A 24,037-nucleotide genomic window follows, 5' to 3' on the forward strand; every position below is an offset into this window, starting at 1 on the left:
CAGACAACGGCACCCCTCTACACCCCCTCCCAGTCCGGAAGGCGGCGATCATGACCGACCCCGTAGGCAAGCTTCCGAGCGAGCTCGACCAGCTCCCGGACCGTGACACCGAGGAGACCGCCGAGTGGGCGGCCTCCCTGGACGCCGTCACCAAGGCCGCCGGCCCGCACCGGGCCGCGTACCTGATGCGCCGCACCCTTCAGCACGCCGAGGGCGCGGGCCTGGCCCTGCCCAAGCTGCTGGAGACGGACTACGTCAACACCATCCCCACCTCCGCCGAGCCGTCCTTCGACGGCGACGCGGAGATCGAAGCCCGCATCACCGCGTGGAACCGCTGGAACGCGGCCGCCATGGTGACCCGCGGCTCGCGCTTCGGCGTCGGCGGCCACATCGCCACCTTCGCCTCTGCCGCCTGGCTCTACGAGACCGGCTTCAACCACTTCTTCCGCGGCAAGGAGGGTGACGGCTCCGGCGACCAGCTCTACATCCAGGGCCACGCCTCCCCCGGCATCTACGCCCGCGCCTTCCTCGACGGCCGCATCAGCGAGCAGCAGCTCGACAACTTCCGCCAGGAGGCCGGCGGCAACGGCCTGCCCTCCTACCCGCACCCGCGGCGCCTGCCCTGGCTGTGGGAGTTCCCCACCGTCTCCATGGGCCTCGGCCCGCTCTCCGCGATCTACCAGGCGCGCTTCAACCACTACCTGCAGAACCGCGGTATCAAGGACACCTCGCAGTCCCACGTCTGGGCGTTCCTCGGCGACGGCGAGATGGACGAGCCCGAGTCGACCGCGGCCCTCACCCTCGCGTCGCGCGAGCGGCTCGACAACCTGACCTTCGTCATCAACTGCAACCTGCAGCGCCTCGACGGACCGGTCCGCGCCAACTTCAAGATCGTGCAGGAGCTGGAGGCCCGTTTCCGCGGCGCCGGCTGGAACGTCGTCAAGACGCTGTGGGGCAACGCCTGGGACGAGCTGTTCCAGCTCGACACCAACGGTGCCCTGGTCCGCCGGCTCCGTGAGGTGCCGGACGCACAGTTCCAGACGTACCAGACCCGCGACGCCGCCTACATCCGTGAGCACTTCTTCGGCGCCGACCCCGCCCTCGTGCAGATGGCGCAGGTGCTGACCGACGCCAAGATCCTCGAGTGCTTCCAGACCTCCCGCGGCGGCCACGAGGCCCGCAAGGTCTACGCGGCGTACAAGGCGGCCCTCGAGTTCAAGGGCGCGCCGACCGTGATCCTCGCCCAGACGGTGAAGGGCTACACGCTCGGCCCCGGCTTCGAGTCGAAGAACGCCAACCACCAGATGAAGAAGCTCTCGGGCCAGGAGTTCCGCGCCATGCGCGACCTGCTCGACCTTCCGATCCCGGACGCCGAGCTCAACGAGGACCTGGTCCCCTACGGCCACCCCGGCGCCGACTCCCCCGAGGTCCGTTACCTCCAGGAGCGCCGCGCGGCCCTCGGCGGCCCCGCCCCGGCCCGCCGTGTGCACCCGGTGGCCCCGCTGCCGCAGCCGGCCGACAAGCCCTTCGCCCCGCTCCTCAAGGGCTCCGGCAAGCAGGAGATGGCCACCACCATGGCCTTCGTCCGGCTCGTCAAGGACCTGATGCGGGACAAGGAGACCGGCAGGCGCTGGGTGCCGATCGTCCCCGACGAGGCCCGTACCTTCGGTATGGAGTCGCTGTTCCCGTCGGCCGGTATCTACTCGCCGCTGGGCCAGACGTACGAGCCGGTCGACCGCGACCAGCTGATGTACTACAAGGAGGCCAAGGACGGCCAGGTCCTCAACGAGGGGATCACCGAGGCCGGCGCCATGGCCGACTTCATCGCCGCCGCGACGTCGTACGCGACGCACGGCGAGACGATGATCCCCTTCTACATCTTCTACTCGATGTTCGGCTGGCAGCGCACCGGCGACCAGATGTGGCAGCTCGCCGACCAGCTCGGCAAGGGCTTCATCGTGGGCGCCACGGCGGGCCGCACCACCCTCACCGGTGAGGGCCTCCAGCACGCGGACGGCCACTCGCACCTGATCGCGGCCACGAACCCGGCGTCACTCAACTACGACCCGGCCTTCGCGTACGAGATCGCGGTCATCGTCAAGGACGGTCTGCGCCGCATGTACGGCGAGAACCCTGAGGACGTCTTCTACTACCTCACCGTCTACAACGAGCCCAAGCCGCAGCCCGCCATGCCGGAGGGTGTCGAGGAGGGCATCGTCAAGGGCCTGTACCGCTTCAAGGAGGCGGAGGGCCTGACGGCCGACGCGCCCGGTCTGCAGCTGCTGGCCTCCGGTACGGCCATCCACTGGGCCCTGGAGGCCCAGCAGATCCTCGCCGAGGAGTGGGGCGTGGCCGCGGACGTCTGGTCCGCGACCTCGTGGGGCGAGCTGCGCCGCGACGCCCTGGAGTGCGACGAGGCCCTGCTCCGCGGTGAGCAGCGTGTCCCGTACGTCACCCGTGCCCTGGAGGGTGCTCCGGGCCCGGTCCTCGCCGTCAGCGACTGGATGCGCCAGGTCCCGGACCAGATCGCCCAGTGGGTGCCGCAGGACTACTCCTCGCTCGGCACGGACGGCTTCGGCATCTCCGACACCCGCGACGCGGCCCGCCGCCACTTCGGTGTCGACGCCCGGTCAGTCGTGGTCGCCGCACTGGCCCAGCTGGCCCGCCGCGGCGAGGTGAAGCCGGAGTCGGTCGCCGAGGCCCGCGCCCGCTACGGGATGTAGTTTCGACGGTCGCCCTCGCACCGCTTCGCGGGCTTCGGACGTGGTTTCGTGATCGCCCTCGCACCGCTTCGCGGGCTTCGGGACTCCCGGCCGGACCCCGTCCGGCGCCCCTGGGCGGCGTGGGCGGACCAGAACCCGGTTGTCAGTGGCGGCGCGCATGATGTCCTCATGCGCGCTGCCCGGCTGATCAAGATGGTGCTTCTGCTCCAGTCCCGCCCGTCGATGACGGCGGGCGAACTGGCGCAGGAGCTCGAAGTGTCCGAGCGCACGGTCGCCCGGGATGCCCTCGCCCTCTCGGAGGCGGGGGTTCCTGTGTATGCGGACCGGGGCAGGGCCGGCGGGTACCGGCTCATAGGCGGGTACCGCACCCGTCTGACGGGCCTGGCGCGCAGCGAGGCCGAGGCGCTCTTCCTCTCCGGAGTGCCCTCCGCCCTGCGGGAGATGGGCCTGGAGGACGCCGCTTCGGCAGCCCGGCTGAAGGTCTCCGCGGCGTTGCTCCCGTCCCTGCGGGACGCCTCCGACTCGGCGGCGCAGCGCTTCCATCTGGACGCGCCGGGCTGGTACCAGGAGCCCGGGACGCCGGAACTGCTGCCCGCGCTGGCGGAGGCGGTGTGGGACGACCGTCCGGTCCGCGCGCGCTACCGGCGCGGGGGCGGCGAGGTCGAGCGCTCGCTCGATCCTCACGGGCTCGTCCTCAAGGCGGGCGTCTGGTATCTGTGTGCCCGTACGGACGGGGACTTCCGGGTGTACCGGGTCGAACGTTTCACGGCGGTGGCCGTCGCCGGGGACCGTTTCGTACGGGACGAGGACTTCGACCTTCCGGGCTTCTGGGAGGAGCGGGCGGCGCAGTTCGCCCGCTCGATCCTGCGCGAGGAGGTGGTGATACGTGTGTCGCCGGCCGGCGCCGAACGGCTTCCGCACGTCACGGACCGTGCGGCCGCGCACGAGGCCCTGGCCGCCGCGGGCCCGCCGGACCCCGCGGGGCGGATCACACTGACCCTCCTGGTCGAGTCCCTGGAGGTCGCGTACACCCAGCTGATCACGCTGGGCCCCGAGCTGGAGATCCTCGAACCCACGGCCCTCCGTGCCCGCTTCCGGGAGGCGGCCACCCGGCTGCGCGAGCTGTATGCCTGAATCGGCTTCCCCGGACGGTTCCGCGCCTACCGGTACTCCTCCGCCGTGCGGTCCGCGCCACCGTTCACGACGTCACGGATGTACGCCCACGCGTCCGGCCGGCTTCCGTCCGCGTCGGTGAAGCCGTACTCCCCGGCCAGCTGACCGCTGCTCAGCGACTGCCCGTTCCACCGGTGCCGTTCCGGGTCGGCCGCGAGCGCGGCGACCGCGCGGCCGACGAACACCGGCGATTCGGAGATCGCGAAATCCGGCTGCTCGGCGATCGCGTCGCGCCAGTTCTCCTCCTGGACCCCGAAGTGGTCCAGCATCTGCTCGGAGCGCAGCCAGCCGGGGGTCACGGACACCGCCGTGCAGCCCTCGCTCTTGAGGTCCTCGCCCAGCGCGAACGCCATCCGGATCGGGGCGTTCTTGGTGAGGTCGTAGTAGAAGTTCTCGCGGAAGCCCTTGTTGGACTCGGACGTACCGTCCGTGATCTCGACGACGAGCCCGCCCGGGTGCCGTACCAGCAGGGGCAGTGCGCAGCTGCTGGTGATGATGTGGGACTTCACGCCGAGCTCCAGCATGCGCAGTCCGTGCCCGAGTTCGGTCTCCCACATCTTCTTGCCGAAGACGACCAGGTGTTCGCCGCCCCAGAGGTCGTTGACGAGGATGTCGAGCCGGCCGTGCGTGCGGTCGATGCGCTCGATCAGGGCCTTGACCTCGTCCGGCACCAGATGGTCCGTCGGGACGGCGATACCGACACCTCCCGCCGCCGTGACGAGCTCGGCGGTCTCCTCGATCGTCTCCGTCGTCCGGCCGACCTCGCTGGTCCTCTCCCGGGTGGTGCGTCCGGTGACGAAGACGGTGGCGCCCGCGGCACCGAGTTGTACGGCGATGGCCCGGCCGGCGCCGCGTGTGGCGCCCGCGACGAGGGCGACCCTTCCGTTCAGTGGCTTGTCCTGAGTCATGGAACGACCGTCGCACGTAAACACGACATCTTCTGTCCGGCTTTTCCGCGTGCGAGCCGTGCCGCCAACCCCGATGCTTGTCCCGTGATGGAAGAGTCGGAGTTCTGGGAGATCGTCGACAGCACCCGGGAGGCCGCCGGGGGCGACCCCGACGAACATGCCGACCTGCTCGTCGAACGGCTGCTCCAGCTGGACCCTGAATCCGTGGTCGACTTCGCGAGACATTTCGAGTCCCGCTACAACCGCGCGTACCAATGGGATCTGTGGGGCGCCGCTGCGGTGGTGCTCGGCGGGGCGACCGACGATGCCTTCGACTCCTTCCGGTGCTGGCTGATCGGGCAAGGCCGCCATGTCTTCGAGGGGTCCGTGCACGACGCGGACGCTCTCGCCGATCTCCTGGACGATTTCGACGAGGAGATCGACGGGGACGGTCTGGAGCTGGGTTTCGCGGCGGACGAGGCGTACGAGGAGCTCACCGGCATCGAGACACCGGAATTGGGGCTGCCGGAACCGGCCCCGGAGCCGGAGGGCGAGCCGGTCGGCCTGGAGGACGACACGGCCCTGGCGGAACGTTTCCCCAGGCTCTGGGAACGCTTCCGGCCGCGGCCATAGGTCTGTGCTACCGGGTTTATTCGCAGTGCACCGGGCTTCAGCCCGGTGGTGAAGCGAATCTGAGAACTGCTCTGACCTCAGCTGTGTGCACAGGTCTGCACTGTTGGCCTCGGCCCGGGTCAGAGCGGCCGGTTCTGCTGCTCGATGTATCACGATGCTGAGGGGCGCGCTGCCGGCGGACCCGGCGAAGTAGGGCCCGGACGACATGCGTTGTGCCCGCCGGTAGTGGCGGTCGAGGTTGGGGACTCCTGGCGGGGTCTGCGTGAGGAGACGTCCTTGATCCCGACACCACAGCCCTCAACGGCCCGGTAGGCGGGAATCGCCCTCGTACACGAGGGGCGAAGGATGTCAAACGGTCCGCGGGATCTGCTGGGCCTGCTTGCGGATGGCGAACGAGGTGACGATCTCGACCACGCCCAGCGCGATCAGCCAAATGCCACCGACGATGGTCAGCAGCGAGATCGACGTGAGGGGCGCGGCGATCAGCACGACCCCACCGAGGACGCTGACGACGCCGAAGAAGATCTGCCAGCCACGGGCGGGCATCGCCCGGTCGGAGACCGCGGCGACGAGGTGGAGGATGCCGCGGATCAGCCAGCCGATGCCGATCCACAGGGCCAGCAGCAGTACGGACTGCAGCTCGTCGCGCAGGCAGAACAGCCCCAGCAGGATGCACAGGGCGCCGCTGATGAAGCCCAGCACCCTCAGCCCGGTGGAGACATGGGTGCCGAACGCGGCGACGATCTGCACGATCCCGATGATCAGCAGATAGAGACCGAAAAGCACACCGACGACCAGCAGCGTCTTTTCCGGCCACACCAGGACCAGGACGCCCAGGACCAGGGAGGCGAGGCCGGCGATCAGGATCGCCTGCCAGGCCCAGCGGGACAGGAAGTGCAGCGGGCCCTCCTCGTTCGGGGGACTCGACGCCGGCTGAGTGTACTGACCGTTCATACGGTCCACGTTCGCTGGCACGAGCCCCCCGCACGATCCGGCGGGGCCGGACGGGTGAATCCCGCCCGGGACCAGTAGTGCCGGGATCAGTAGTGCGTACCGCCGTCGATGCGATCTCGGTGCCCGTGATGAAGGCGCCGTCCTCGGAGCCCAGCATGGCGACCGCACCCGCGACGGTCTCGGGGCCGGCGAAGCCCTGGCCGATGCCCGGGCTGACCGAACGATTGGCGGCGCGCACCGCCAGGCGGGCCCGTGCGGGGCGGCAAGCTCCAGCCCGTCCGGCGCTTGAGGACGGACACTCCGGCCCGTCGTGCGGAGAACGGCAACCGGCGTCCGGCGCTCGCGGGCCCACCGCCCGCAGGGCGGTCCCCCGGGGCCGTACCCCTACACGCTGCGACCCATGAGCACGTCGTCGACGTACTCGCCGTCGAGCAGGAGCTCCCCCGGGAGGATGCCTTCGACGGCATAGCCTTCGGACTCGTACAGCTTGCGCGCCGGGGTGTTGTGGGCCAGGACGCGCAGCCATATCCGGATCGCGCCCTGTCGCCGTGCTTCGTCTGCCGCGGCGCGCAGCAGGGCGCGTGCCGTACCCAGCCCGCGGGCCCACTCGGCCACGACCAGGCCCTGGATCTGGCGCACATGGGCGTTCGAGGCGAGCGGGCTCGGCCGGCCCAGTCGGATGTACCCCGCGATGCTCCGGTCGTCCGACTCCGCGACCAGGATCTCCTCGCGTGGGTTGCGCTCGGTGAAGAACGGGCCGTACGGCGGCTGCGGCTTCGGGGTCACCGCGAACAGCGGTGACCACGTGATCGCGTCGAGTTCGGTGAGGACTGCGTCGTCGGCAAGGGTCGCGGGGCGTATCCGGTGATCGTTCATGGGTGTCACTCTGCCCGGCGCCTCGCTCGCTCCGCAGCCGTTTTTCTCCGCCGGACAAATGCCGACCCACAGGGCAGGATGAGCCCATGCGGATCGCGGTCTCCGGCTCCTCCGGACTCATCGGCTCGGCGCTCGTACGCTCCCTGCGCGCGGACGGACACCAGGTGGTACGCCTGGTGCGCCGCCCGGCGCGTACCGGCGACGAGGTCGAGTGGGCGCCCGGCCGGCAGTACGTCGACACGGCCGGGCTGGTCGGCTGCGAGGCCGTCGTGCATCTTGCCGGCGCCGGTCTGGGCGACCGGCGGTGGAGCGAGGAGTACATGCGCGAGATCCGGAACAGCCGGGTGCTCGGCACGGCCGCCGTCGCCAAGGCGCTCGCCTCCCTGGACGTACCGCCGAAGGTGCTGGTGAGCGGTTCGGCGGTCGGCTACTACGGGGACACCGGCGACCGTGCGGTCGACGAGGGCGCCCCGCCCGGTGACGGCTTCCTCGCCTCGGTGTGCGTCGAGTGGGAGGAGGCCACCGCCCCCGCCGCCGAGGCGGGTGTGCGCACGGCCTTCTTGCGCACCGGTCTGGTGATCGCCCGCGGGGGTGGCGCCTGGGACAGGCTCTTCCCCCTCTTCAAAACGGGCCTCGGCGGGCGGCTCGGTGGAGGGAAGCAGTACTGGAGCTTCATCGCGCTGCACGACCACATCGCGGCGATCCGTCACATCATCGACATGGAAACCCTGTCGGGGCCGTGCAACCTCACGGCTCCCGAACCGGTCACCAACCGTGAGGTGACCGCCGCGATGGGCCGGGTGCTGCGCCGTCCGACCCCCTTCCCGGTGCCCGCCTCCGTCCTGCGGCTCGCGATCGGCGAGTTCGCCGGCGATGTGCTGAGCAGCCAGCGGGTGCTGCCGAGGAAGCTCCTCGACTCCGGCTTCTCCTTCGCCTTCCCCCGCATCGACGAGGCTCTGCGCGCAGCACTGCGCTGACCGTTTCCTGCCGTTGTGCGCCCGCGTGCTCCCGTGCCCGTCCGGTGCGCGACTGTATCTGTCCGGATCCGTTCCTAATCTCGACCAGAACTCGGGAATTCCCCGGGCCCGTTGGGGGCACAACGTCTCCACCATGCCGCGCCGACCTCGGGGAGGGGCACGTGATCGCACCCGCTCATCATGCGGACGTCGTCATCGTCGGGGCAGGACTCGCAGGCCTGTCCGCGGCCCATCGGCTGACCAGCGCGGGACTGACAATCTGCGTGCTGGAGGCCGCCCCCGAAGTCGGCGGCCGGATGTCCACCGAGCGGCTCGACGGATTCCGGCTCGACCGGATCGGACGCCTGCTCAGTTCCTCGTACCCCGAACTACGGCGCACGCCGGGGCTCGACGGGCTCGAACTCCGGCCCTTCTCGCCCGGTGTACTCGTGCACAGCGAAGGCCGCCGTTACCGGGCCGGGGAGCCCGGGAGCGCGCGATGGGGGTCCCCCCAGGGCGTAGGGGGAGCACTGACCGCGGCACGCGCCCTGGCGAGCGCCCCCCGCGCCTCGACCCTGCTCGGCAACGCGCTCGACCAGGCCCGGCTCGGCGCCGCCCTCACCCGGCTCGCGGCCACCCCGGCCCCACGACTGCTGGCCCGCCCCGAACTGCCCACGGGCACGGCACTGCTGCGCCGCGGACTGCCGTCCCGTACCGTGCGCGGCTTCCTCCGCCCACTGCTCGCCGCGCTGCTGTGCGACCCCGAACTCACCACCTCCAGCCGGTGCGCCGACCTCGCGCTGCGCGCATACCTCCGGGGCGGGCTGTGCGCGCCGGCCGGCGGCGCATCGGCCCTCACCGACCTGCTCACAGCGTCACTCCCGCCGGGAACGGTACGGACGGGGGTACGCGCGGTCTCCGTCTCCACCACGTCGGTCGTCACCGCGGAACACGGCGAAGTACGGTGCCGCTCCATGCTCCTGGCAACCGGCGCGCGCTCCGCGGCGGAGCTCCTTCCCGGCCTGCGGGTGCCGTCCTTCCACCCGGTGACGGCGTTTCACCACACCGCGCCCGTCGCGCCGCTCGCCGAGCCGGCGCTGCTGCTGGACGCCGACCGCGGCGGACCCGTCGCGCACACGGCCGTCATGAGCGAGGTCGACCCCTCGCGCGCCCCACGCGGCCGGGTGCTGATCTCCTCCACGGTGCTCGGGCCTCCCGGGCGCGGCCTGGACCGCCGGGTTCTGCGCCACCTCGCCGCGCTCTACGGCACGTCGACATCCGGCTGGGACCTGCTCGCCGTCCACCACGACCCGGACGCGGTCCCGGCGATGCCGCCCCCGCACGACCTGCGCCGCCCGGTCCGTCTGCTGTGCGGGCTGTACGTCTGCGGCGACCACCGCGACACGAGCACGGTGCAGGGCGCGCTGTTCTCGGGCCGCCGGGCGGCCCGGGCGATCCTGACGGACTTCGGCATCCGCCCCCAGGCGGACAAGAAGGTGCCTCTCCCGGCGGCGGCGTAGGGCTGACGCCCTCCGTCCAGGCGGCCGGCGTGTCCGTCGTCAAACGCCGGACAGGCTCGGGGGGTTGCTGCCGGTCGCCGGATGCCGCTCCGGGGGATACCGTCCGGGCCGGGCATGATTTACGCCGCACGATGACTCTGCTGCGCAATTCCCGGATGGTTCCGACGCGCGGACCGTGACCTGCGGCTACGAGGCCGTCGGTGCTGCCCTCGTAGCCGGTCTCTGCTGCTCGGCCGAATTGAGCAGCAGAGTCCACGATCTCGTCGTGGGATTGATTGACCGGCACGTTCGCGCGGCACACATCACGTTTTACGGCCCGGACGGCACCCCCTGCACGGCCCCCTTCACACGCACCGGTAGGGCAGTCGTTCCGCGGGGGCAGAACGGCGGGCACAACCGGACCACCGGGCCGCACCCAATCAAGCCCGTCCGGTGTTTGAGGACGGACACTCCGGCCAACTGAACGGTGGGCGTCAGGTTCCAGCCTGTCCGGCGTTTGAGGACGGACGCACGGGCCGACCCGGACGGAAAGCAGCAACCAGCGCGCGGCGCGCGTCACCCCAGCGCGGCCACGCGGTCGCGGTAGGTGCGCACCGCCGAGGCATCGCGGTACGGCTCCAAGCGGCGCTCGAACTCGCTGACGTACTCCAGCGCACGCGCCGACCGCATCTCCGACGCCTGCTGCGCAGCCTCCGCGCCCAGCGCGCACGCCTGGTCCAGCTCGCCCAGGCCCAGCCGGGCCGTGGCCAGCACGACGCGGCAGAACAGCCGGCTGCGCGCGAAGCCCGGCGCGCGCAGTTGCAGCGAGCGCTCCGCGTGCTGCGCCGCCGTGCGGTACTGGTGCAGATCACGGTGGCAGTGCGCGAACTCGTCCGCCAGCTGCGCGTCGTCGAAGAAGCGCACCCAGTACGGCGTGTCGTCCCCGGGCCGGGCGGTCTCGAGCGCCCGCTCGGCCCGTACGAGGGACGCGGTGCAGGCCCGCACGTCGCCGAGCACCCCGTGCCCGCGCGCCTCGACGGCGTGCAGCAGCGCCTGTACGACGGGCGGGGCGGCCGAGCCGACGCCCTGCTGGGCGACCCGGGCCAGCTGGACGGCCTCGCGCCCGTGGCCCAGGTAGACGGCCTGGCGGCTCATGGTGACCAGTACATAGGAGCCGTAGGCCCGGTCGCCGGCCGCCTGGGCGAGTCGCAGGGCCTGGACGAAGTACCGCTGGGCGAGGCCGTGGGCGGCGACGTCGTACGAGGTCCAGCCGGCCAGCCTCGTCAGATCCGCGGCGGCCGCGAACAGGCGTCGCCCGGTGGCCTCCCCGTAGGTGCCGCGCAGCATCGGCTCGGCCTCGTGCTCGAGGTAGCGCACGAGGGCCTGCCGGGCGTGCCCACCGCCGTAGGCGTGGTCGAGTGCCCGGAACAGCTCCCCGACCGACCGCAGTGCGGCGATGTCCCCGCCGGTCACCCGCTGCCCGGGGGTCCGGTCGGCGCCACGCTGTCGCGGCAGGACGACCCGTCCCGGCGACGGGACACGGGAGGCGCCGTGCGCTCCGGTCGTCGGCTCTCCGCGGCCGACGCATTCGTCGGCGCGGCCGATCAGCCAGTCCCGGCTGGGGACGACCAGTCCCGCCGGGGTGAAGGCGATCTTGCGCATCTCGACATGGTTGCCGGAGTCCTTGCGCCACAGCCCGCTGACGATGTCGACGGCCTCCTCCGGGGTGGCGGCGAACTCCAGTCCCGCGTACACGGGGGCGCAGGCGTCGAGCCCCAGGTCCTGCGCGGAGAGGCGGCGTCCGAGCCGCCGGGTGAAGACTTCGGCGATCAGAGCGGGGGTGGTGCCGCGCGGCTGCTGGCCGCGCAGCCAGCGGGTCACCGATGTCTTGTCGTACCGCAGGTCGAGGCCGTGCTCCAGACCCAGCTGGTCCACCCGGCGGGCGAGCCCCGCATTGGAGAATCCGGCCTCGGCGATGAGCGCGGCGAGCTGGCGGTTGGTGCGCTGCGAGGGTCGTTCCGTCATCAGCTCTAAGGTCTCCTGCCTTCCGGGCCGGGGCCAGCCCTCATGGAACGGCGTGAATTTAGCTGCCCTCACCACCCGGACCGCCACCTTCGCCCCACATTCATCCGATCGTGTGAGGATTGGCCAGAGGTTGGTGACAGGATCCGCCCGGCCGGTTCTTCGATCCTGGGTCGTACAGTGGCGGGGCGCGGATACGTGCACAATGCAGGCGCTAAGGAGGCATTGCCGTGACTGAGCTGCGGTTCGTCCATCTGGGCTTCGGCGAGGACGCCGTCGACTACCAGGAAGCGTGGCAGGAGCAGCGGCGCGTGCACGCGGCACGGTTCGCGGACGAGATTCCGGACACCTGTCTTCTGCTGGAGCACCCGCCCGTCTACACCGCGGGACGGCGCACCGAGGACAGTGAGCGCCCCCTGGACGGCACCCCGGTCGTGGACGTCGACCGCGGCGGAAAGATCACCTGGCACGGCCCGGGCCAGATCGTCGGCTACCCGATCCAGAAGCTGCCCCGCCCGGTGGACGTGGTCGCCCACGTCCGACGCCTGGAGGAGGCGCTGATCCGTACGGCAGCGGAGTTCGGCCTGGAGACCACCCGGGTCGAGGGCCGCAGCGGCGTGTGGGTGCTGGGCGACCCGGTCGAGCAGCGCCCGCAGATCGGCGGGCTCTCCCTCGACCTCGACCCGCGGCTGCACGACGAGGAGTTCGACCCGCGTCTGAACGGCCCGGAGTACGCCCCCTCCAACGCCGGCCAGCGTCGCGAGGACCGCAAGCTCGCCGCGATCGGCATCCGGGTCGCCAAGGGCGTCACGATGCACGGCTTCTCGTTCAACGTGAACCCGGACAACACCTGGTTCGACCGGATCGTGCCGTGCGGCATCCGGGACGCGGGCGTCACCTCACTCGCGAACGAGCTGGGGCGCGACATCGCCGTCACCGAGGTGCTGCCGGTGGTGCAGAAGCACCTGGAGGACGTACTGCGGAACGCGGTCCTGGCGCCTCGCGAGCGCACCACCTCCCCCTAGCTCTCGGCTCCGCTCGAGCAGGGGCCCCCATCGGGAATGCGCACCTCTGGCCACGGGTTGGCTGGACGTAAGGCATCCGAAACACGGGCGTACCCTGGTGTCCGCCGAAGAATCGAAGTCGTAGGGAGCACGTCGTGTCCGCAGTCACCCCCGACGGACGCAAGATGCTGCGCCTGGAGGTCCGGAACAGTCAGACCCCCATCGAGCGCAAGCCCGAGTGGATCAAAACCCGGGCGAAGATGGGCCCCGAGTACAACGCCCTCCAGAAGCTCGTCAAGAGCGAGGGCCTGCACACGGTGTGTCAGGAGGCGGGCTGTCCGAACATCTTCGAATGCTGGGAGGACCGCGAGGCGACCTTCCTCATCGGCGGCGACCAGTGCACCCGGCGCTGCGACTTCTGCCAGATCGACACCGGCAAGCCGCAGGCGCTGGACCGTGACGAGCCCCGCCGGGTCGGCGAGTCGGTCGTCACGATGGACCTGAACTACGCCACCATCACCGGCGTCGCGCGCGACGACCTGGAGGACGGCGGCGCCTGGCTGTACGCGGAGACCGTGCGCCAGATCCACCAGCAGACCGCCGGCCGCGAGGGCGGCCACACCAAGGTCGAGCTGCTCGCCCCGGACTTCAACGCGGTGCCGGAGCTGCTCGAGGAGGTCTTCGCCTCCCGCCCCGAGGTGTTCGCGCACAACATCGAGACGGTCCCGAGCATCTTCAAGCGGATCCGCCCCGGCTTCCGTTACGAGCGCTCCCTCGAGGTCATCACCAAGGCCCGCGAGTACGGCCTGGTGACCAAGTCGAACCTGATCCTCGGCATGGGCGAGACCCGCGAGGAGGTCAGCGAGGCGCTGCAGGACCTGCACGACGCGGGCTGCGAGCTGATCACCATCACCCAGTACCTGCGTCCGTCCGTGCGGCACCACCCGGTGGAGCGCTGGGTCAAGCCGCAGGAGTTCGTGGAGCTGAAGGAGGAGGCCGACGAGATCGGCTTCTCCGGTGTGATGTCCGGGCCGCTGGTCCGCTCTTCGTACCGTGCGGGACGGCTGTACCAGCAGGCGATGGAGAAGCGCAGCCGAGCTGCAGCGTAGGTTGAGGGTCCGCCCGGTTGAGGGTCCGCCCGAGGGCTCCGTGCGGCTCCGCCGCCTGGGGGCGGGCACTCGGCCGCAGCGGAAGCGAGGCGGAGCTCGACCAACAGGGCGGAGAAGCGCAGCCGAGCTGCAGCGTAGGTTGAGGGTCCGCCCGAGGGCTCCGTGCGGCTCCGCCGCCTGGGGGCGGGCACTCGGCCGCAGCGGAAGCGAGGCGGAGCTCGACCGACAGGGCGGAGAGGCGCCGCGACGCCGCGACTGTGTGAAACCACTCACAAATAGCTACCGCCAGGTAATGACCGATTCGACGCGGCCCGTACACCCTTCGCAGGTCGGAGGGGTTTACGGGCCGCGTTGCCGTTTTGTCCGGCGCGGGTGAATGTTTCATTGTTGTTTGACCCCTCGGTCACCCCCTGGTAACACCAATCAGTGACCTTGGGTTCACGCACCGCGCACACCTCTCATCCGTCCACAGGGAGGCATTCCGCCATGCAGGTCGCGACGACCGTCCGCGCCACCACCATCCCGTCACTCACCGGCGCACTGCGCGCCGTCGAGTCCCTCCTCATGGCCGCCGGTCAGCGCACCGCCCGCCGGAACGCCTGGACCGCCGTCCTGGAGGACCGGCGCCGCGCGAAGGACCGGGTCGAGGCCCAGCACGTACTGGAGGCCGCGGCTGTCCGCCGTTCCTGAGCCACGTAAACTTCAGGACATGGCGAGGAAGGCAAACAACGGCGGCGCGGACAGCGCCGCGACACCCGGGCGGCTCAAGCAGATCGCCCTGACGTACAAGATGACCCGGAAGGCCGATCCCAAGGTCGGTCTCGTGGTCGCAGGCGTGGGAATCGTCACCTTCGGTGTCCTCCTCGCGATCGGTTTTCTGATCGATCACCCGGTCTACCTGGGCATCCTGGGCTTCATCCTGGCCTTCCTCGCGATGGCGATCGTCTTCGGACGCCGTGCCGAGCGGGCCGCCTTCGGGCAGCTGGAAGGCCAGCCGGGCGCGGCCGCCGCCGTACTGCAGAACATCGGCCGCGGCTGGACCACCACTCCCGCGGTCGCGATGAACCGCAGCCAGGACGTCGTCCACCGCGCCGTCGGCAAGGCCGGCATCGTGCTGGTGGCCGAGGGCAACCCGAACCGGCTGCGCACCCTGCTGGCGGCCGAGAAGAAGAAGATGGCCCGCGTCGTCGTGGACGTGCCGGTGCACGACTTCATCGTCGGCAACGGCGAGGGCGAGGTGCCGCTGAAGAAGCTCCGCACCACCCTGGTGAAGCTGCCCCGCGTCCTCACCGGCGCCCAGGTCACGGCGGCCAACGACCGGCTGCGCGCGCTGGGCGACCTGATGAGCAACATGCCGCTGCCGAAGGGCCCGATGCCGAAGGGCATGCGGATGCCGCGCGGCGGAAAGATGCGCTGACCCGTCCCGTCGTCCCGTACGTACGCGAAAGGGCGCCCGGATCCACTCCGGGCGCCCTTTCGCGTATCTCACAGCTCGTGTCCCGTACGCGGGCCCCGTGCGTCAGATCCTCACCTGCACCGACCGGCTGAGCCGGTCGTGCAGGCCGCGTCCGTCGCGGTCCCAGATCAGCGCGGGAAGCGCGAGGCACAGCAGCACGGAGCGGACCAGGACCCACACCAGGCCGGGCCGCCCGCCGTCCTCCGCCACGACCCGCAGCCCGAGGATCCGCTTGCCGGGGGTGGAGCCGAGCGTGCCCACGGTCAGCACACTCATCACGAAGAAGATCCCGAGCGCCAGGTTGCCCTGCGTCTGCCGGTCATCCTGGGCGAACGGCCCGGCTGCGATCAGCATGCACAGCGCCCAGTCGATGAAAATGGCGCCGAAGCGCCGTCCGAGCGGGGCGATGGAGCCCGGCCCGTTCTCCGGCAGACCGAGCCGCTCGCCCCGGTAGCCGAAGTCGGCGCCCATCTGCTCGGCTGCCGCGCGCGGCCCGGACAGCCACGATCCGATTGCTTGCCTCTTGTCCACCCGACCAACGGTACTGTGCCCGGATTCGTACCCCGGGCGCGCCCCCGGGCGCATGGCCCCGGCCCGGTTAACTTCGACGAAACAGATGGGTCATGCTTGAGAAATCCCCGGTACCTATGGTCGGCTCGAGAGTGGGCCCCGCACTGGCCGCACGACCGAGCTACCGCCCCGCCCCACCTCGTGGGGAGTAGGAGGAGTTGGATGTTCCAGAACGCCGACGAAGCGAAGAAGTTCATCTCGGACGAGGACGTCAAGTTCGTCGATGTCCGCTTCTGCGACCTGCCGGGCGTGATGCAGCACTTCACGATCCCCGCGGAGGCGTTCGACCCGGACGAGGAGCAGGCCTTCGACGGCTCGTCGATCCGCGGCTTCCAGGCCATCCACGAGTCGGACATGGCACTGCGCGCGGACCTCTCCACGGCCCGGATCGACCCGTTCCGCCGCGACAAGACGCTGAACGTCAACTTCTTCATCCACGACCCGATCACGGGCGAGCAGTACAGCCGTGACCCGCGCAACATCGCCAAGAAGGCCGAGGCCTACCTCGCCTCCACCGGCATCGCGGACACCGCCTTCTTCGGCCCCGAGGCCGAGTTCTACGTCTTCGACTCGGTCCGCTTCAACACGACGGCCAACGAGGGCTTCTACCACATCGACTCCGAGGCCGGCGCCTGGAACACCGGCGCGGTCGAGGACAACCGCGGCTACAAGGTCCGCTACAAGGGCGGCTACTTCCCGGTCCCGCCGGTCGACCACTTCGCCGACCTGCGCGCCGAGATCTCCCTGGAGCTGGACAAGGCCGGCCTGAAGGTCGAGCGCCAGCACCACGAGGTCGGCACCGCCGGCCAGGCCGAGATCAACTACAAGTTCAACACACTGCTCGCCGCGGCCGACGACCTGATGCTCTTCAAGTACATCGTGAAGAACGTCGCCTGGCGCAACGGCAAGACCGCCACCTTCATGCCCAAGCCGATCTTCGGTGACAACGGCTCCGGCATGCACGTCCACCAGTCCCTGTGGCAGGGTGGCGAGCCCCTCTTCTACGACGAGCAGGGCTACGCGGGCCTCTCCGACGTCGCCCGCTACTACATCGGCGGCATCCTCAAGCACGCCCCGTCGCTGCTGGCCTTCACCAACCCGACGGTGAACTCCTACCACCGCCTGGTCCCCGGCTTCGAGGCCCCGGTCAACCTGGTCTACTCGCAGCGCAACCGCTCCGCGGCCATGCGCATCCCGATCACGGGCTCCAACCCGAAGGCCAAGCGCGTCGAGTTCCGCGCCCCGGACCCGTCCTCCAACCCGTACCTCGCCTTCTCGGCCCTCCTCCTCGCGGGCCTCGACGGCATCAAGAACAAGATCGAGCCGGCCGAGCCGATCGACAAGGACCTCTACGAGCTCGCCCCCGAGGAGCACGCGGGCGTCCCCCAGGTCCCGACCGACCTCTCCGCGGTGCTGGACGCCCTGGAGGAGGACAACGAGTACCTGCAGGCCGGCGGTGTCTTCACCTCCGACCTGATCGAGACCTGGATCGACTACAAGCGCACCAAGGAAATCGCGCCGATCCAGCTGCGGCCGCACCCGCACGAGTTCGAGCTCTACTTCGACATCTGAGCCGGGGGCTCGGGCGACCTGCGAGGGAGTCCCGGAAGCCAGCCGTGACCTGCGAAAACGCGTCGCGCGAGTTCTCACGGATCCCGGCTGGTTTCCACCCCGTCGTGCACCGCGTGTGCACCGGACGCCGGTTTCTCCGACGTAACGTCAGACATAGCGGTGAAGGCCGCCACCCGTGGGGTGGCGGCCTTCATTCGTCGTCCCGCGCCATTCGATCAGGAAGAGGGTCGCGTCGTCGGTGGTGCTGCCGCCTCGTTGCCGCTTGAGGGTGTGGGAGAGGGAGCGCACCACTGCGCGTACTCCTGCCTCGGACCGCTCGTTGTGGTTGATCCAGCTGATGAGCTGTTCCTCGCCGAACTGTTCGCCGCCGGTGTCGTGCTCCTCGATCAAGCCATCGGTGAAGCACAGAACGCGGTCGCCGCGCCGGAGTGTCTGCTCGCTGATCTGTGGCTCCTGTCCGCCGAAGCCCACCGGCAGGGTGGTCGGACTGTGCAGTTCCTGCACGACCTCGTGGTCGCGGATCAGCAAGGGTGCGGGGTGGCCGGCGTTGACCCACTGCAGGTGGCCGGTCGTGGTGTTGAGGCGCATCATCTGTGCGGTGACGAAGTGGTCGGGGCCGAACTGTTCCGCGATGGCCCGGTCCATGAACGCGTAGATCTCGGACAGGCCGATGCTGATGCGCCGGGCGTGACGGTACGCGCCGATGGCGACCGTGGCCATGGTGGCGGCGTCCAGACCGTGGCCCATCGCGTCGATCATGGCCGCGTGCAGGATGTCGTCGTTGAGCGCGTAGTCGAAGCTGTCGCCGGCCACGTCGTACGCGGGTTCCAGTATCCCGGCAACCGCCACGTGCGGCATGGACATCACCAGTGGCGGCAGCAAGGACCACTGGATCTCGGCGGCGACGCTCATCGGTTCTCGGCGCCGCGCCCGGAAGAACAGATCGGTGTAGCCCTGCTTGGTCACCAGCAGGTCGGCGACGATCCCTGCCACCCTGCGCAGCAGCCGTCGGACAGCGTCGTCGACGCGGTCCAGGGTGAGGGCCAGGACGCCGACGTGATCCCCACCGTCCAGCAGAGGCAGATACAGCCGGACACCATCTGCGAGTGGCACTTCGACGCGAGTCGCGCCCAGGAAGGCGCGCCCGGCGTCGGAGCCGTCGATCCGCTGCGGTGGGCCGGCCGTCAGGCCGCCGCCGGGTAGCGGCACGAGCAGTACTTGACCGTAGTCCTGCAGGAGGAGCGACACCTCGCGACCACCGATTCTGCCGAGCTCTTCCGCGACCAGCGGGCCGATCAGATGAGGTGGCAGCTCGTGGGCACGGTCCAGGAGCGCCTCCAGGAGGACGCCGTTCAGCCGCTCGCCTTCCGTCATCTCGGCGGACCAGCCGGGAGCGGTGTCAGGGAGCCACTTGGCCTGCGCACATGAACTCCTGATCCTGCCGCGGCCCGCCGGCGGCATGTGACGCTGCTCCACCGGCGGCCGAAGACCTCGGCGCCGTTGCCCCCGCCGGAGGATCCGCTCCCGGAGCCCCTGGCTTGGCGAGCCGACTGCGGAAGGAACGGCGTTCCGGCCATGGGGGCGGCCACCCTGTGCTGCCCAGCTTGCCTCGGTGCCCCCCACGACGCCACACGGCAGTCGACGCAGGACCTTCCCAGGTCGGCTATCCGCGTTGCTCCTCCTCGGTTTCCATGCGCCGGATTCCCTGGTGCGTCAGCGTGACCATCGCGGGCGCGTTGCCCGCCGCCCAGTCGACGACGACCAGCCCCTCGCCCGCCAGGTAGGCGCAGGCGGCAGCCAGGTCCTGGTCGGAGATGCGGAGGTCGTCGCGGAGCTTCACCCCGTCGAGGCCCAGAAGGCGATTGCCTTCGGTGGCTTCGTACAGGGCCCGCATGATCTTCTTGCGGTACGTCTTCCGCTCGCTCAGCGATGCCATGGCCTGCCGTCCTCCTCCGCCCGCGCGCAGTTCCCGGAGGCGGCTGAGACACACGTGTCGCTGGGCGTGACGCATCAGCGCCACACCCACCGCCCCCAGTCAGATCATGGCGAGGATCACCACCGTGGTGAGGAGGGTCTCCATGACCTCACATCCCTCGGCCGGAGGGCAGATACCCCGGCGGGTCCACGTGCCGGGGGAGGCGTGATGACACCTGTGCGCCGCCGTCGGTCTCCCAGGTTTCTTCTCGGCCTCGGGCGTCGAGAAGGTTGCCGATCGTGTCCTCGTCCGTCATGAGCTCGCTCGCGGTGCGCAGACCGCCCACGGTGGCCGCGGCGGACATCAGCCGAGCGGCGGCAGCCGGGCTGGTTTCCGGCGGGATCACCAGCAGGTCCAGGCGGCCGAACGTGTAGGAGAGGATGATGATTTGGTGCGGGTCCTGCTCGTCGGCGAACCATCCCACGTGGATGGTGTGCCCGTCGACGGGCACCTTGCGCGGGATGACGGGCCAGTGGGCCGGGTTCACCGCAACGCGGGTAATCCGCCCCCAGGCACTGTCCAGTGCCGCTGCCAGGGCCGTCAGCTCGCGGCTCAGGTCGCGGGAGCGAGGCCACCAGGCGCCGTCCAGCCGACCGGGAACCGGGCTCGCCGGTGTCAGGGACAGGCGGGCCGGCGGCGAGGGTGCGCGCTCACTCGGTGTCGTACGTTCGATGGTCACGTTCATGGCGCGGGCCTGTCCCGGGCTCGTCTGCCACAGCCCGGTGTTGTTGATCGCCGGGAACGACACCCGCGTGGGGGCCGGTGTGCGAAGAACTCCCGGTGCCTTCACTCTACTCCGCTGCCGGGGCGCGAATGGGCGCGTGACCAGGTGTTTTCTCGCTGCCGCCCGCCGACGCCAAACGTTGGCCGTGCTCTTCCCTCACCGGAAGGCACGGACGGCGGCCGTTTCCGCGAGTGACGCGGGATCCCCGCCTCCGGCGGGACTCCTGGCGCGACGCGTCCAGCGACCGCTCGCGCGCCCTCAAGTCGGACAGCCGGGCGGAACCCGGGACGGTTCCCCGGCGCACAGGTCCGGTCATATCCGCAGGGCGCCCCGGGGGTGGCCGTGGGTGCGGCCGGTGGGGGTGAGGGCCAGCAGGCCGTGGCCGTGCACCCGGGTCCGGGTCGGTGAGGAGCGGAAACAGGCTGGGGACGTACGGGAGAGCGGCCTCCCCCTTGCATTGGAGCGCGTACGCGGCGTCGTCCCGGACCCCCGGGTGCGGATGTACGCACCGAGGTCGGTCACCCGCAGGCCCGTGAAGGCCCAGCGGGCCCGGCGCGCGGCCTCGTCGGTGGCGGCCGCAGCGATCGCGTCGGCGAGAGGCCGCAGGGCAGGCTCCCCGATCTCCCGCAGCAGGGAGGCCGGTTCGTGCCACTCGACCGGCGCGTCCTCGTCCAGCAACACGGCGATGAGGGGCGCCACGACGGCCGCGCCCGCGGCGACCAGGGCTTCACTCGCGGCGCTCTTGCTGTCCTTGTCCGCCTCGCAGAAGCGGTCGATCAGTTCCTGGGTGCCCACATCGATGGACATTACTCAACTGCACTGACAATGCTGGGGCCATGGCGACGATCTTCGAATGCGACGGTGAACGGCTCAGTTGTTCCGTGACGGAACCGGATGACCCGGATCCGGCGACAACCGTCGTGCTGTTGCACGGAGCGGGTACCAGCAGCAAGGAGCGACTGGCCCCGCTCGCCCGGGACTTCGCGGCACGCGGCTGCCGCACCATCGCCTTCGACTTCTCCGGGCACGGCGACAGCTCCGGCGAACTACGGGAGTTGAGCCTGGAGCGCCGGTTCACGCAGGCCCGGAACGTCATCGACGCATACGCTCCCGCCGGGGGCCGGCTGATTCTGGTCGGCTTCAGCATGAGCGGACAGACGGTCGCCGACCTGGTGGATCACTACGGGGACAGGGTGGCCGCTGTCGGGCTGGGCACCCCCGCGGTGTACGCCGCGCGGGCCTGGCCGGTGCGTTTCGGTGGCGGTTTCACCGGGATCATCCGGACCCCGGACAGCTGGCGGGACTCGAAGGCGCTGGAGGTTTTCCGGGGCTTCCCGGGGCGGGCCGTGCTCGCCCTGCCCGAGGTGGACGCGGTGATCCCGTCCGAGGTCACCGAGTCCGTGACGGACGCACTGGCGTCGGGTTCACGGTTCACGCGGCTGGACTTCGCAGGGGCGGACCATCAGCTGGCGGCCTGGTTCCGGGACCACCCCGGCGACCGGGAGCGGTTCGTCGACGCCATGCTCGACGAGGGCCTGTCGGCGACCCGTGCCTGGGCGGAGAAGCAACTGCCAGAGGGACAGCGGATCACCGGGCTGGGGAGGCTGCGGGGCGGCTGGACCTCACAGATGCGGCTCCTGCACGTCGAAGGGGCGGGCACACAACGGGACGTGGTGCTGCGGTCCTTCGTCAAACCCTTCTTCCGGCGTCATGCGCCCGGCCTGCTCACGCGCGAGGCGGACATTCTGACCCTGCTGGCCGGCAGCGGCGTTCCGGCGGCGGACCTTCTCGCCGTCGATGCCGAGGGCGAGCACTGCGAGCATCCCTCGCTGCTGATGTCCCGGCTTCCGGGCCGGGTGCGCGCCGACGAGGAGGACCTGGACCGGCGGATCGGCCTGCTGGCGGAGCAGCTGGTGCGCATCCACGCCCTCGAGGTGCCGGAGGGCGCCCGCCCGCGCCCGTACCAGGCGTGGACCTCGCCCGAGCGCGTACGGATCCCGGAGGCCACGGAACGTCCGGAGCTCTGGGCCCGGGCGGTCGACGTGCTGCGCGGCCGGGAGCCGCGGTACGAGGGCTGCTTCCTGCACCGTGACTTCCATCCCGCCAATGTCCTGTTCACCGGGGCGGGCGAGTCGCTCCGCGTCAGTGGTGTCGTCGACTGGGTCGAGACCTCGTGGGGGCCGGCCGATCTGGACGTCGCCCACTGCTCCACCGCTCTGGCGCTGCTGCACGGGACGCGGGCCGCCATACTGTTCGGCGAGCGGTACGCGGCACTGGGCGGCCGGCTGTCACCGGACCCCGCGGCGCAGCTGTACTGGCGCCTGCTCGACGCCCTCGCCTTCGCGCCGGACGCGGAGAAGGTCGCCGTTGCGTGGCGCGAGCTCGGGCGTACGGATCTGACGCCGGACGTGCTCACCGGGCGGCTGGAGGACTACATCGCGGAGGTCCTGCACCGGTTCGGCTGACGCCCAGCGTTTCGCTGTCCCGTGCGCGCGCGACACCGTGTGCATGATGTCACGGACAGTGATCAATCTGGGACCGGAGGTGGGCCGTGCTGTTCACGGATCGGACGTCGGCCGGGGCGCAGCTGGCCGAGCTGGTCGGGCGGCTGGGGCTGGAGGATCCCGTCGTGCTGGGCCTGCCCCGCGGCGGGGTGCCGGTGGCCTACCAGGTGGCCAAGGCTCTCGGGGCGCCGCTCGACATCATCGTGGTCCGCAAGCTGGGTGTGCCGTACCAGCCCGAGCTGGGCTTCGGCGCGGTCGGGGAGGGCGGGGTGCGGATCATCAACGAGCAGGTGGTCCGTATGGCCCGGCTGACCATGGCGGACCGCGCCGCGGTGGAGCAGGCGGAGCGGGCGGCCCTGGAGCGGCAGGCGGCCCGCTACCGCGGGGAACGTGCGCGCGTGCCGCTCACGGGACGTACAGCCGTCATCGTCGACGACGGTGTCGCCACCGGCTCCACCGCGGCGGCCGCCTGCCAGGTGGCGCGGGCGCAGGGTGCGAGCCGGGTGGTGCTGGCGGTGCCCGTGGCGGCGTCCGATTCGGTGGCCTGGCTGCGGCAGGAGGCGGATGCCGTGGTCTGCGTCTCCGAGCGGGCCGACTTCGGCTCGGTCGGCCAGTGGTATCTGGACTTCTCGCAGACCAGCGACGACGAGGTCGGCGAGCTGCTCTCGGGGCGGGAACCCGGCACGGGCGAGCCGGGCCCCGCGGCCCCGGACCCCGAAGTGGTCGTGGACGTCGGTGGGATCCCCCTGCCGGGGAGTCTGGCGCTCCCCGACGGCGCACGGGCGGTCGTGGTCTTCGCCCACGGCAGCGGCAGCAGCCGCCACAGTCCGCGCAACCGGGCCGTGGCGACCGCCCTGAACCGGGCCGGCCTGGGCACCCTGCTCTTCGATCTGCTCACCCCGGCCGAGGAGATCGACCGCGCCAAGGTCTTCGACATCCCGCTGCTGGGCACCCGGCTCACCGGGGCCACCGCCTGGCTGCGCACCGAACTCGATCTTCCCGTGTGCTACTTCGGGGCGAGCACCGGCGCCGCGGCCGCGCTGACGTCCGCCGCCGAACCGGGGGCGGACATCGCCGCGGTGGTCTCCCGGGGCGGCCGTCCCGACCTGGCGGCTCCCGTGCTCGGTGAGGTACGTGCGCCGACACTGCTCATCGTGGGAAGCTTGGACACACAAGTACTCGAACTGAATCGCGAAGCCGCTGCCCGTATGCGCTGCGAGAACGAGCTGGCGGTCGTGCCCGGCGCCACCCACCTCTTCGAGGAGCCGGGAACCCTGGAACAGGTTGCGGACCTGGCCGGGGAGTGGTTCACGAGCCACCTCCCGTGACGGCCGCCGGTTCCGCGATCGGAGCGCAGGACATGCGGGGCGGCGGAGCCGGTGGAAGGCTGGGATAGTCCG

Annotated in this window: 21 protein-coding genes; 12 read left to right on the forward strand and 9 right to left on the reverse strand. The window is 70.7% G+C overall.

What is annotated here, in order from left to right:
- The first annotated feature begins 50 nt into the window (after nt 1-50).
- Nucleotides 51-2,723: a pyruvate dehydrogenase (acetyl-transferring), homodimeric type gene (gene aceE / locus ABD858_RS08890; RefSeq protein ID WP_345035682.1), complete on the forward strand. Its 2,673-nt coding sequence runs from the start codon at nt 51-53 to the stop codon at nt 2,721-2,723.
- A 168-nt stretch (nt 2,724-2,891) separates the two neighbouring features.
- Nucleotides 2,892-3,857 (forward strand): helix-turn-helix transcriptional regulator, encoded by a 966-nt coding sequence (locus tag ABD858_RS08895; RefSeq protein WP_345035684.1) that lies wholly within the window; start codon nt 2,892-2,894, stop codon nt 3,855-3,857.
- 26 nt (nt 3,858-3,883) lie between these two features.
- On the opposite strand, the gene ABD858_RS08900 is transcribed toward ABD858_RS08895, so the two are convergent.
- Complete coding sequence (locus ABD858_RS08900) at nt 3,884-4,804, reverse strand: SDR family oxidoreductase (protein ID WP_345035685.1); 921 nt, start codon at nt 4,802-4,804, stop codon at nt 3,884-3,886.
- 87 nt (nt 4,805-4,891) lie between these two features.
- Here ABD858_RS08900 and ABD858_RS08905 point away from each other — a divergent pair, with 87 nt between their 5' ends.
- Nucleotides 4,892-5,416, forward strand: coding sequence for a DUF4240 domain-containing protein (locus ABD858_RS08905; protein WP_345044375.1), 525 nt, complete (start codon nt 4,892-4,894; stop codon nt 5,414-5,416).
- Nucleotides 5,417-5,764: 348 nt separating this feature from the next.
- Here the strand turns inward: ABD858_RS08905 and ABD858_RS08910 are convergent, their stop codons facing one another.
- Together ABD858_RS08910 and ABD858_RS08915 are read right to left on the reverse strand one after the other, a co-directional pair.
- On the reverse strand, nt 5,765-6,370 hold the full coding sequence (locus tag ABD858_RS08910; protein ID WP_345035687.1) for an HdeD family acid-resistance protein: 606 nt from the start codon (nt 6,368-6,370) through the stop codon (nt 5,765-5,767).
- A gap of 384 nt (nt 6,371-6,754) precedes the next feature.
- Complete coding sequence (locus ABD858_RS08915; protein WP_345035688.1) at nt 6,755-7,246, reverse strand: GNAT family N-acetyltransferase; 492 nt, start codon at nt 7,244-7,246, stop codon at nt 6,755-6,757.
- 86 nt (nt 7,247-7,332) lie between these two features.
- On the opposite strand from ABD858_RS08915, the gene ABD858_RS08920 reads away from it, so the two are divergent.
- Both ABD858_RS08920 and ABD858_RS08925 read left to right on the forward strand, forming a co-directional pair.
- Nucleotides 7,333-8,223, forward strand: coding sequence for a TIGR01777 family oxidoreductase (locus ABD858_RS08920; protein WP_345035689.1), 891 nt, complete (start codon nt 7,333-7,335; stop codon nt 8,221-8,223).
- A 161-nt stretch (nt 8,224-8,384) separates the two neighbouring features.
- Nucleotides 8,385-9,722: an NAD(P)/FAD-dependent oxidoreductase gene (locus ABD858_RS08925; RefSeq protein ID WP_345035690.1), complete on the forward strand. Its 1,338-nt coding sequence runs from the start codon at nt 8,385-8,387 to the stop codon at nt 9,720-9,722.
- Between the two features lie 555 nt (nt 9,723-10,277).
- On the opposite strand, the gene ABD858_RS08930 is transcribed toward ABD858_RS08925, so the two are convergent.
- Nucleotides 10,278-11,726, reverse strand: a complete 1,449-nt coding sequence (locus ABD858_RS08930) for an NsdA family TPR-like regulatory protein (RefSeq protein ID WP_345035692.1) — start codon at nt 11,724-11,726, stop codon at nt 10,278-10,280.
- A 227-nt stretch (nt 11,727-11,953) separates the two neighbouring features.
- On the opposite strand from ABD858_RS08930, the gene lipB reads away from it, so the two are divergent.
- The 4 genes from lipB (at nt 11,954) to ABD858_RS08950 (ending at nt 15,253) form a co-directional block, all read left to right on the forward strand.
- The gene (gene lipB, locus ABD858_RS08935) at nt 11,954-12,748 is read left to right on the forward strand and encodes a lipoyl(octanoyl) transferase LipB (RefSeq protein WP_345035693.1); all 795 of its coding nucleotides are present in this window, start codon (nt 11,954-11,956) and stop codon (nt 12,746-12,748) included.
- Between the two features lie 134 nt (nt 12,749-12,882).
- A complete protein-coding gene (lipA, locus tag ABD858_RS08940; RefSeq protein WP_345035694.1) occupies nt 12,883-13,836 on the forward strand; it encodes a lipoyl synthase in 954 nt (317 codons plus the stop codon).
- Nucleotides 13,837-14,322: 486 nt separating this feature from the next.
- Nucleotides 14,323-14,526, forward strand: coding sequence for an SCO2195 family GlnR-regulated protein (locus ABD858_RS08945; protein ID WP_345035695.1), 204 nt, complete (start codon nt 14,323-14,325; stop codon nt 14,524-14,526).
- Nucleotides 14,527-14,545: 19 nt separating this feature from the next.
- A complete protein-coding gene (locus tag ABD858_RS08950; RefSeq protein WP_345035696.1) occupies nt 14,546-15,253 on the forward strand; it encodes a DUF4191 domain-containing protein in 708 nt (235 codons plus the stop codon).
- Nucleotides 15,254-15,355: 102 nt separating this feature from the next.
- Here the strand turns inward: ABD858_RS08950 and ABD858_RS08955 are convergent, their stop codons facing one another.
- On the reverse strand, nt 15,356-15,823 hold the full coding sequence (locus tag ABD858_RS08955; RefSeq protein WP_345035697.1) for an RDD family protein: 468 nt from the start codon (nt 15,821-15,823) through the stop codon (nt 15,356-15,358).
- Nucleotides 15,824-16,024: 201 nt separating this feature from the next.
- On the opposite strand from ABD858_RS08955, the gene glnA reads away from it, so the two are divergent.
- Nucleotides 16,025-17,434: a type I glutamate--ammonia ligase gene (gene glnA / locus ABD858_RS08960; RefSeq protein ID WP_345035698.1), complete on the forward strand. Its 1,410-nt coding sequence runs from the start codon at nt 16,025-16,027 to the stop codon at nt 17,432-17,434.
- A 147-nt stretch (nt 17,435-17,581) separates the two neighbouring features.
- Here the strand turns inward: glnA and ABD858_RS08965 are convergent, their stop codons facing one another.
- From ABD858_RS08965 to ABD858_RS08980, 4 genes are all read right to left on the reverse strand, one after another.
- Nucleotides 17,582-18,808 (reverse strand): PP2C family protein-serine/threonine phosphatase, encoded by a 1,227-nt coding sequence (locus ABD858_RS08965; RefSeq protein WP_345044378.1) that lies wholly within the window; start codon nt 18,806-18,808, stop codon nt 17,582-17,584.
- A 289-nt stretch (nt 18,809-19,097) separates the two neighbouring features.
- Nucleotides 19,098-19,370 (reverse strand): hypothetical protein, encoded by a 273-nt coding sequence (locus tag ABD858_RS08970; RefSeq protein ID WP_345035700.1) that lies wholly within the window; start codon nt 19,368-19,370, stop codon nt 19,098-19,100.
- 148 nt (nt 19,371-19,518) lie between these two features.
- Nucleotides 19,519-20,094, reverse strand: a complete 576-nt coding sequence (locus ABD858_RS08975; RefSeq protein WP_345035701.1) for a DUF5994 family protein — start codon at nt 20,092-20,094, stop codon at nt 19,519-19,521.
- A 351-nt stretch (nt 20,095-20,445) separates the two neighbouring features.
- Nucleotides 20,446-20,940 carry a hypothetical protein gene (locus ABD858_RS08980; RefSeq protein ID WP_345035702.1) on the reverse strand — a complete coding sequence of 165 codons (495 nt, stop codon included), beginning with the start codon at nt 20,938-20,940 and terminating at the stop codon, nt 20,446-20,448.
- A 29-nt stretch (nt 20,941-20,969) separates the two neighbouring features.
- On the opposite strand from ABD858_RS08980, the gene ABD858_RS08985 reads away from it, so the two are divergent.
- Together ABD858_RS08985 and ABD858_RS08990 are read left to right on the forward strand one after the other, a co-directional pair.
- Nucleotides 20,970-22,598 carry an alpha/beta fold hydrolase gene (locus tag ABD858_RS08985; protein WP_425586175.1) on the forward strand — a complete coding sequence of 543 codons (1,629 nt, stop codon included), beginning with the start codon at nt 20,970-20,972 and terminating at the stop codon, nt 22,596-22,598.
- Nucleotides 22,599-22,684: 86 nt separating this feature from the next.
- Nucleotides 22,685-23,965, forward strand: coding sequence for a phosphoribosyltransferase family protein (locus tag ABD858_RS08990; protein WP_345035704.1), 1,281 nt, complete (start codon nt 22,685-22,687; stop codon nt 23,963-23,965).
- Nucleotides 23,966-24,037: the final 72 nt, after the last annotated feature.

This window comes from Streptomyces sannanensis, assembly GCF_039536205.1.
GTDB classification, from domain to species: Bacteria; Actinomycetota; Actinomycetes; order Streptomycetales; family Streptomycetaceae; genus Streptomyces; species Streptomyces sannanensis.

What these genes read in the sequence shown, in the direction of transcription:
- aceE (WP_345035682.1), top strand. Translation starts at nt 51, where the DNA reads ATGACCGACCCCGTAGGCAAGCTTCCGAGCGAGCTCGACCAGCTCCCG.
- ABD858_RS08895 (WP_345035684.1), top strand. Translation starts at nt 2,892, where the DNA reads ATGCGCGCTGCCCGGCTGATCAAGATGGTGCTTCTGCTCCAGTCCCGC.
- ABD858_RS08900 (WP_345035685.1), bottom strand. Translation starts at nt 4,804, where the DNA reads ATGACTCAGGACAAGCCACTGAACGGAAGGGTCGCCCTCGTCGCGGGC.
- ABD858_RS08905 (WP_345044375.1), top strand. Translation starts at nt 4,892, where the DNA reads ATGGAAGAGTCGGAGTTCTGGGAGATCGTCGACAGCACCCGGGAGGCC.
- ABD858_RS08910 (WP_345035687.1), bottom strand. Translation starts at nt 6,370, where the DNA reads ATGAACGGTCAGTACACTCAGCCGGCGTCGAGTCCCCCGAACGAGGAG.
- ABD858_RS08915 (WP_345035688.1), bottom strand. Translation starts at nt 7,246, where the DNA reads ATGAACGATCACCGGATACGCCCCGCGACCCTTGCCGACGACGCAGTC.
- ABD858_RS08920 (WP_345035689.1), top strand. Translation starts at nt 7,333, where the DNA reads ATGCGGATCGCGGTCTCCGGCTCCTCCGGACTCATCGGCTCGGCGCTC.
- ABD858_RS08930 (WP_345035692.1), bottom strand. Translation starts at nt 11,726, where the DNA reads ATGACGGAACGACCCTCGCAGCGCACCAACCGCCAGCTCGCCGCGCTC.
- ABD858_RS08945 (WP_345035695.1), top strand. Translation starts at nt 14,323, where the DNA reads ATGCAGGTCGCGACGACCGTCCGCGCCACCACCATCCCGTCACTCACC.
- ABD858_RS08950 (WP_345035696.1), top strand. Translation starts at nt 14,546, where the DNA reads ATGGCGAGGAAGGCAAACAACGGCGGCGCGGACAGCGCCGCGACACCC.
- glnA (WP_345035698.1), top strand. Translation starts at nt 16,025, where the DNA reads ATGTTCCAGAACGCCGACGAAGCGAAGAAGTTCATCTCGGACGAGGAC.
- ABD858_RS08965 (WP_345044378.1), bottom strand. Translation starts at nt 18,808, where the DNA reads ATGACGGAAGGCGAGCGGCTGAACGGCGTCCTCCTGGAGGCGCTCCTG.
- ABD858_RS08970 (WP_345035700.1), bottom strand. Translation starts at nt 19,370, where the DNA reads ATGGCATCGCTGAGCGAGCGGAAGACGTACCGCAAGAAGATCATGCGG.
- ABD858_RS08975 (WP_345035701.1), bottom strand. Translation starts at nt 20,094, where the DNA reads ATGAACGTGACCATCGAACGTACGACACCGAGTGAGCGCGCACCCTCG.
- ABD858_RS08980 (WP_345035702.1), bottom strand. Translation starts at nt 20,940, where the DNA reads ATGTCCATCGATGTGGGCACCCAGGAACTGATCGACCGCTTCTGCGAG.
- ABD858_RS08985 (WP_425586175.1), top strand. Translation starts at nt 20,970, where the DNA reads ATGGCGACGATCTTCGAATGCGACGGTGAACGGCTCAGTTGTTCCGTG.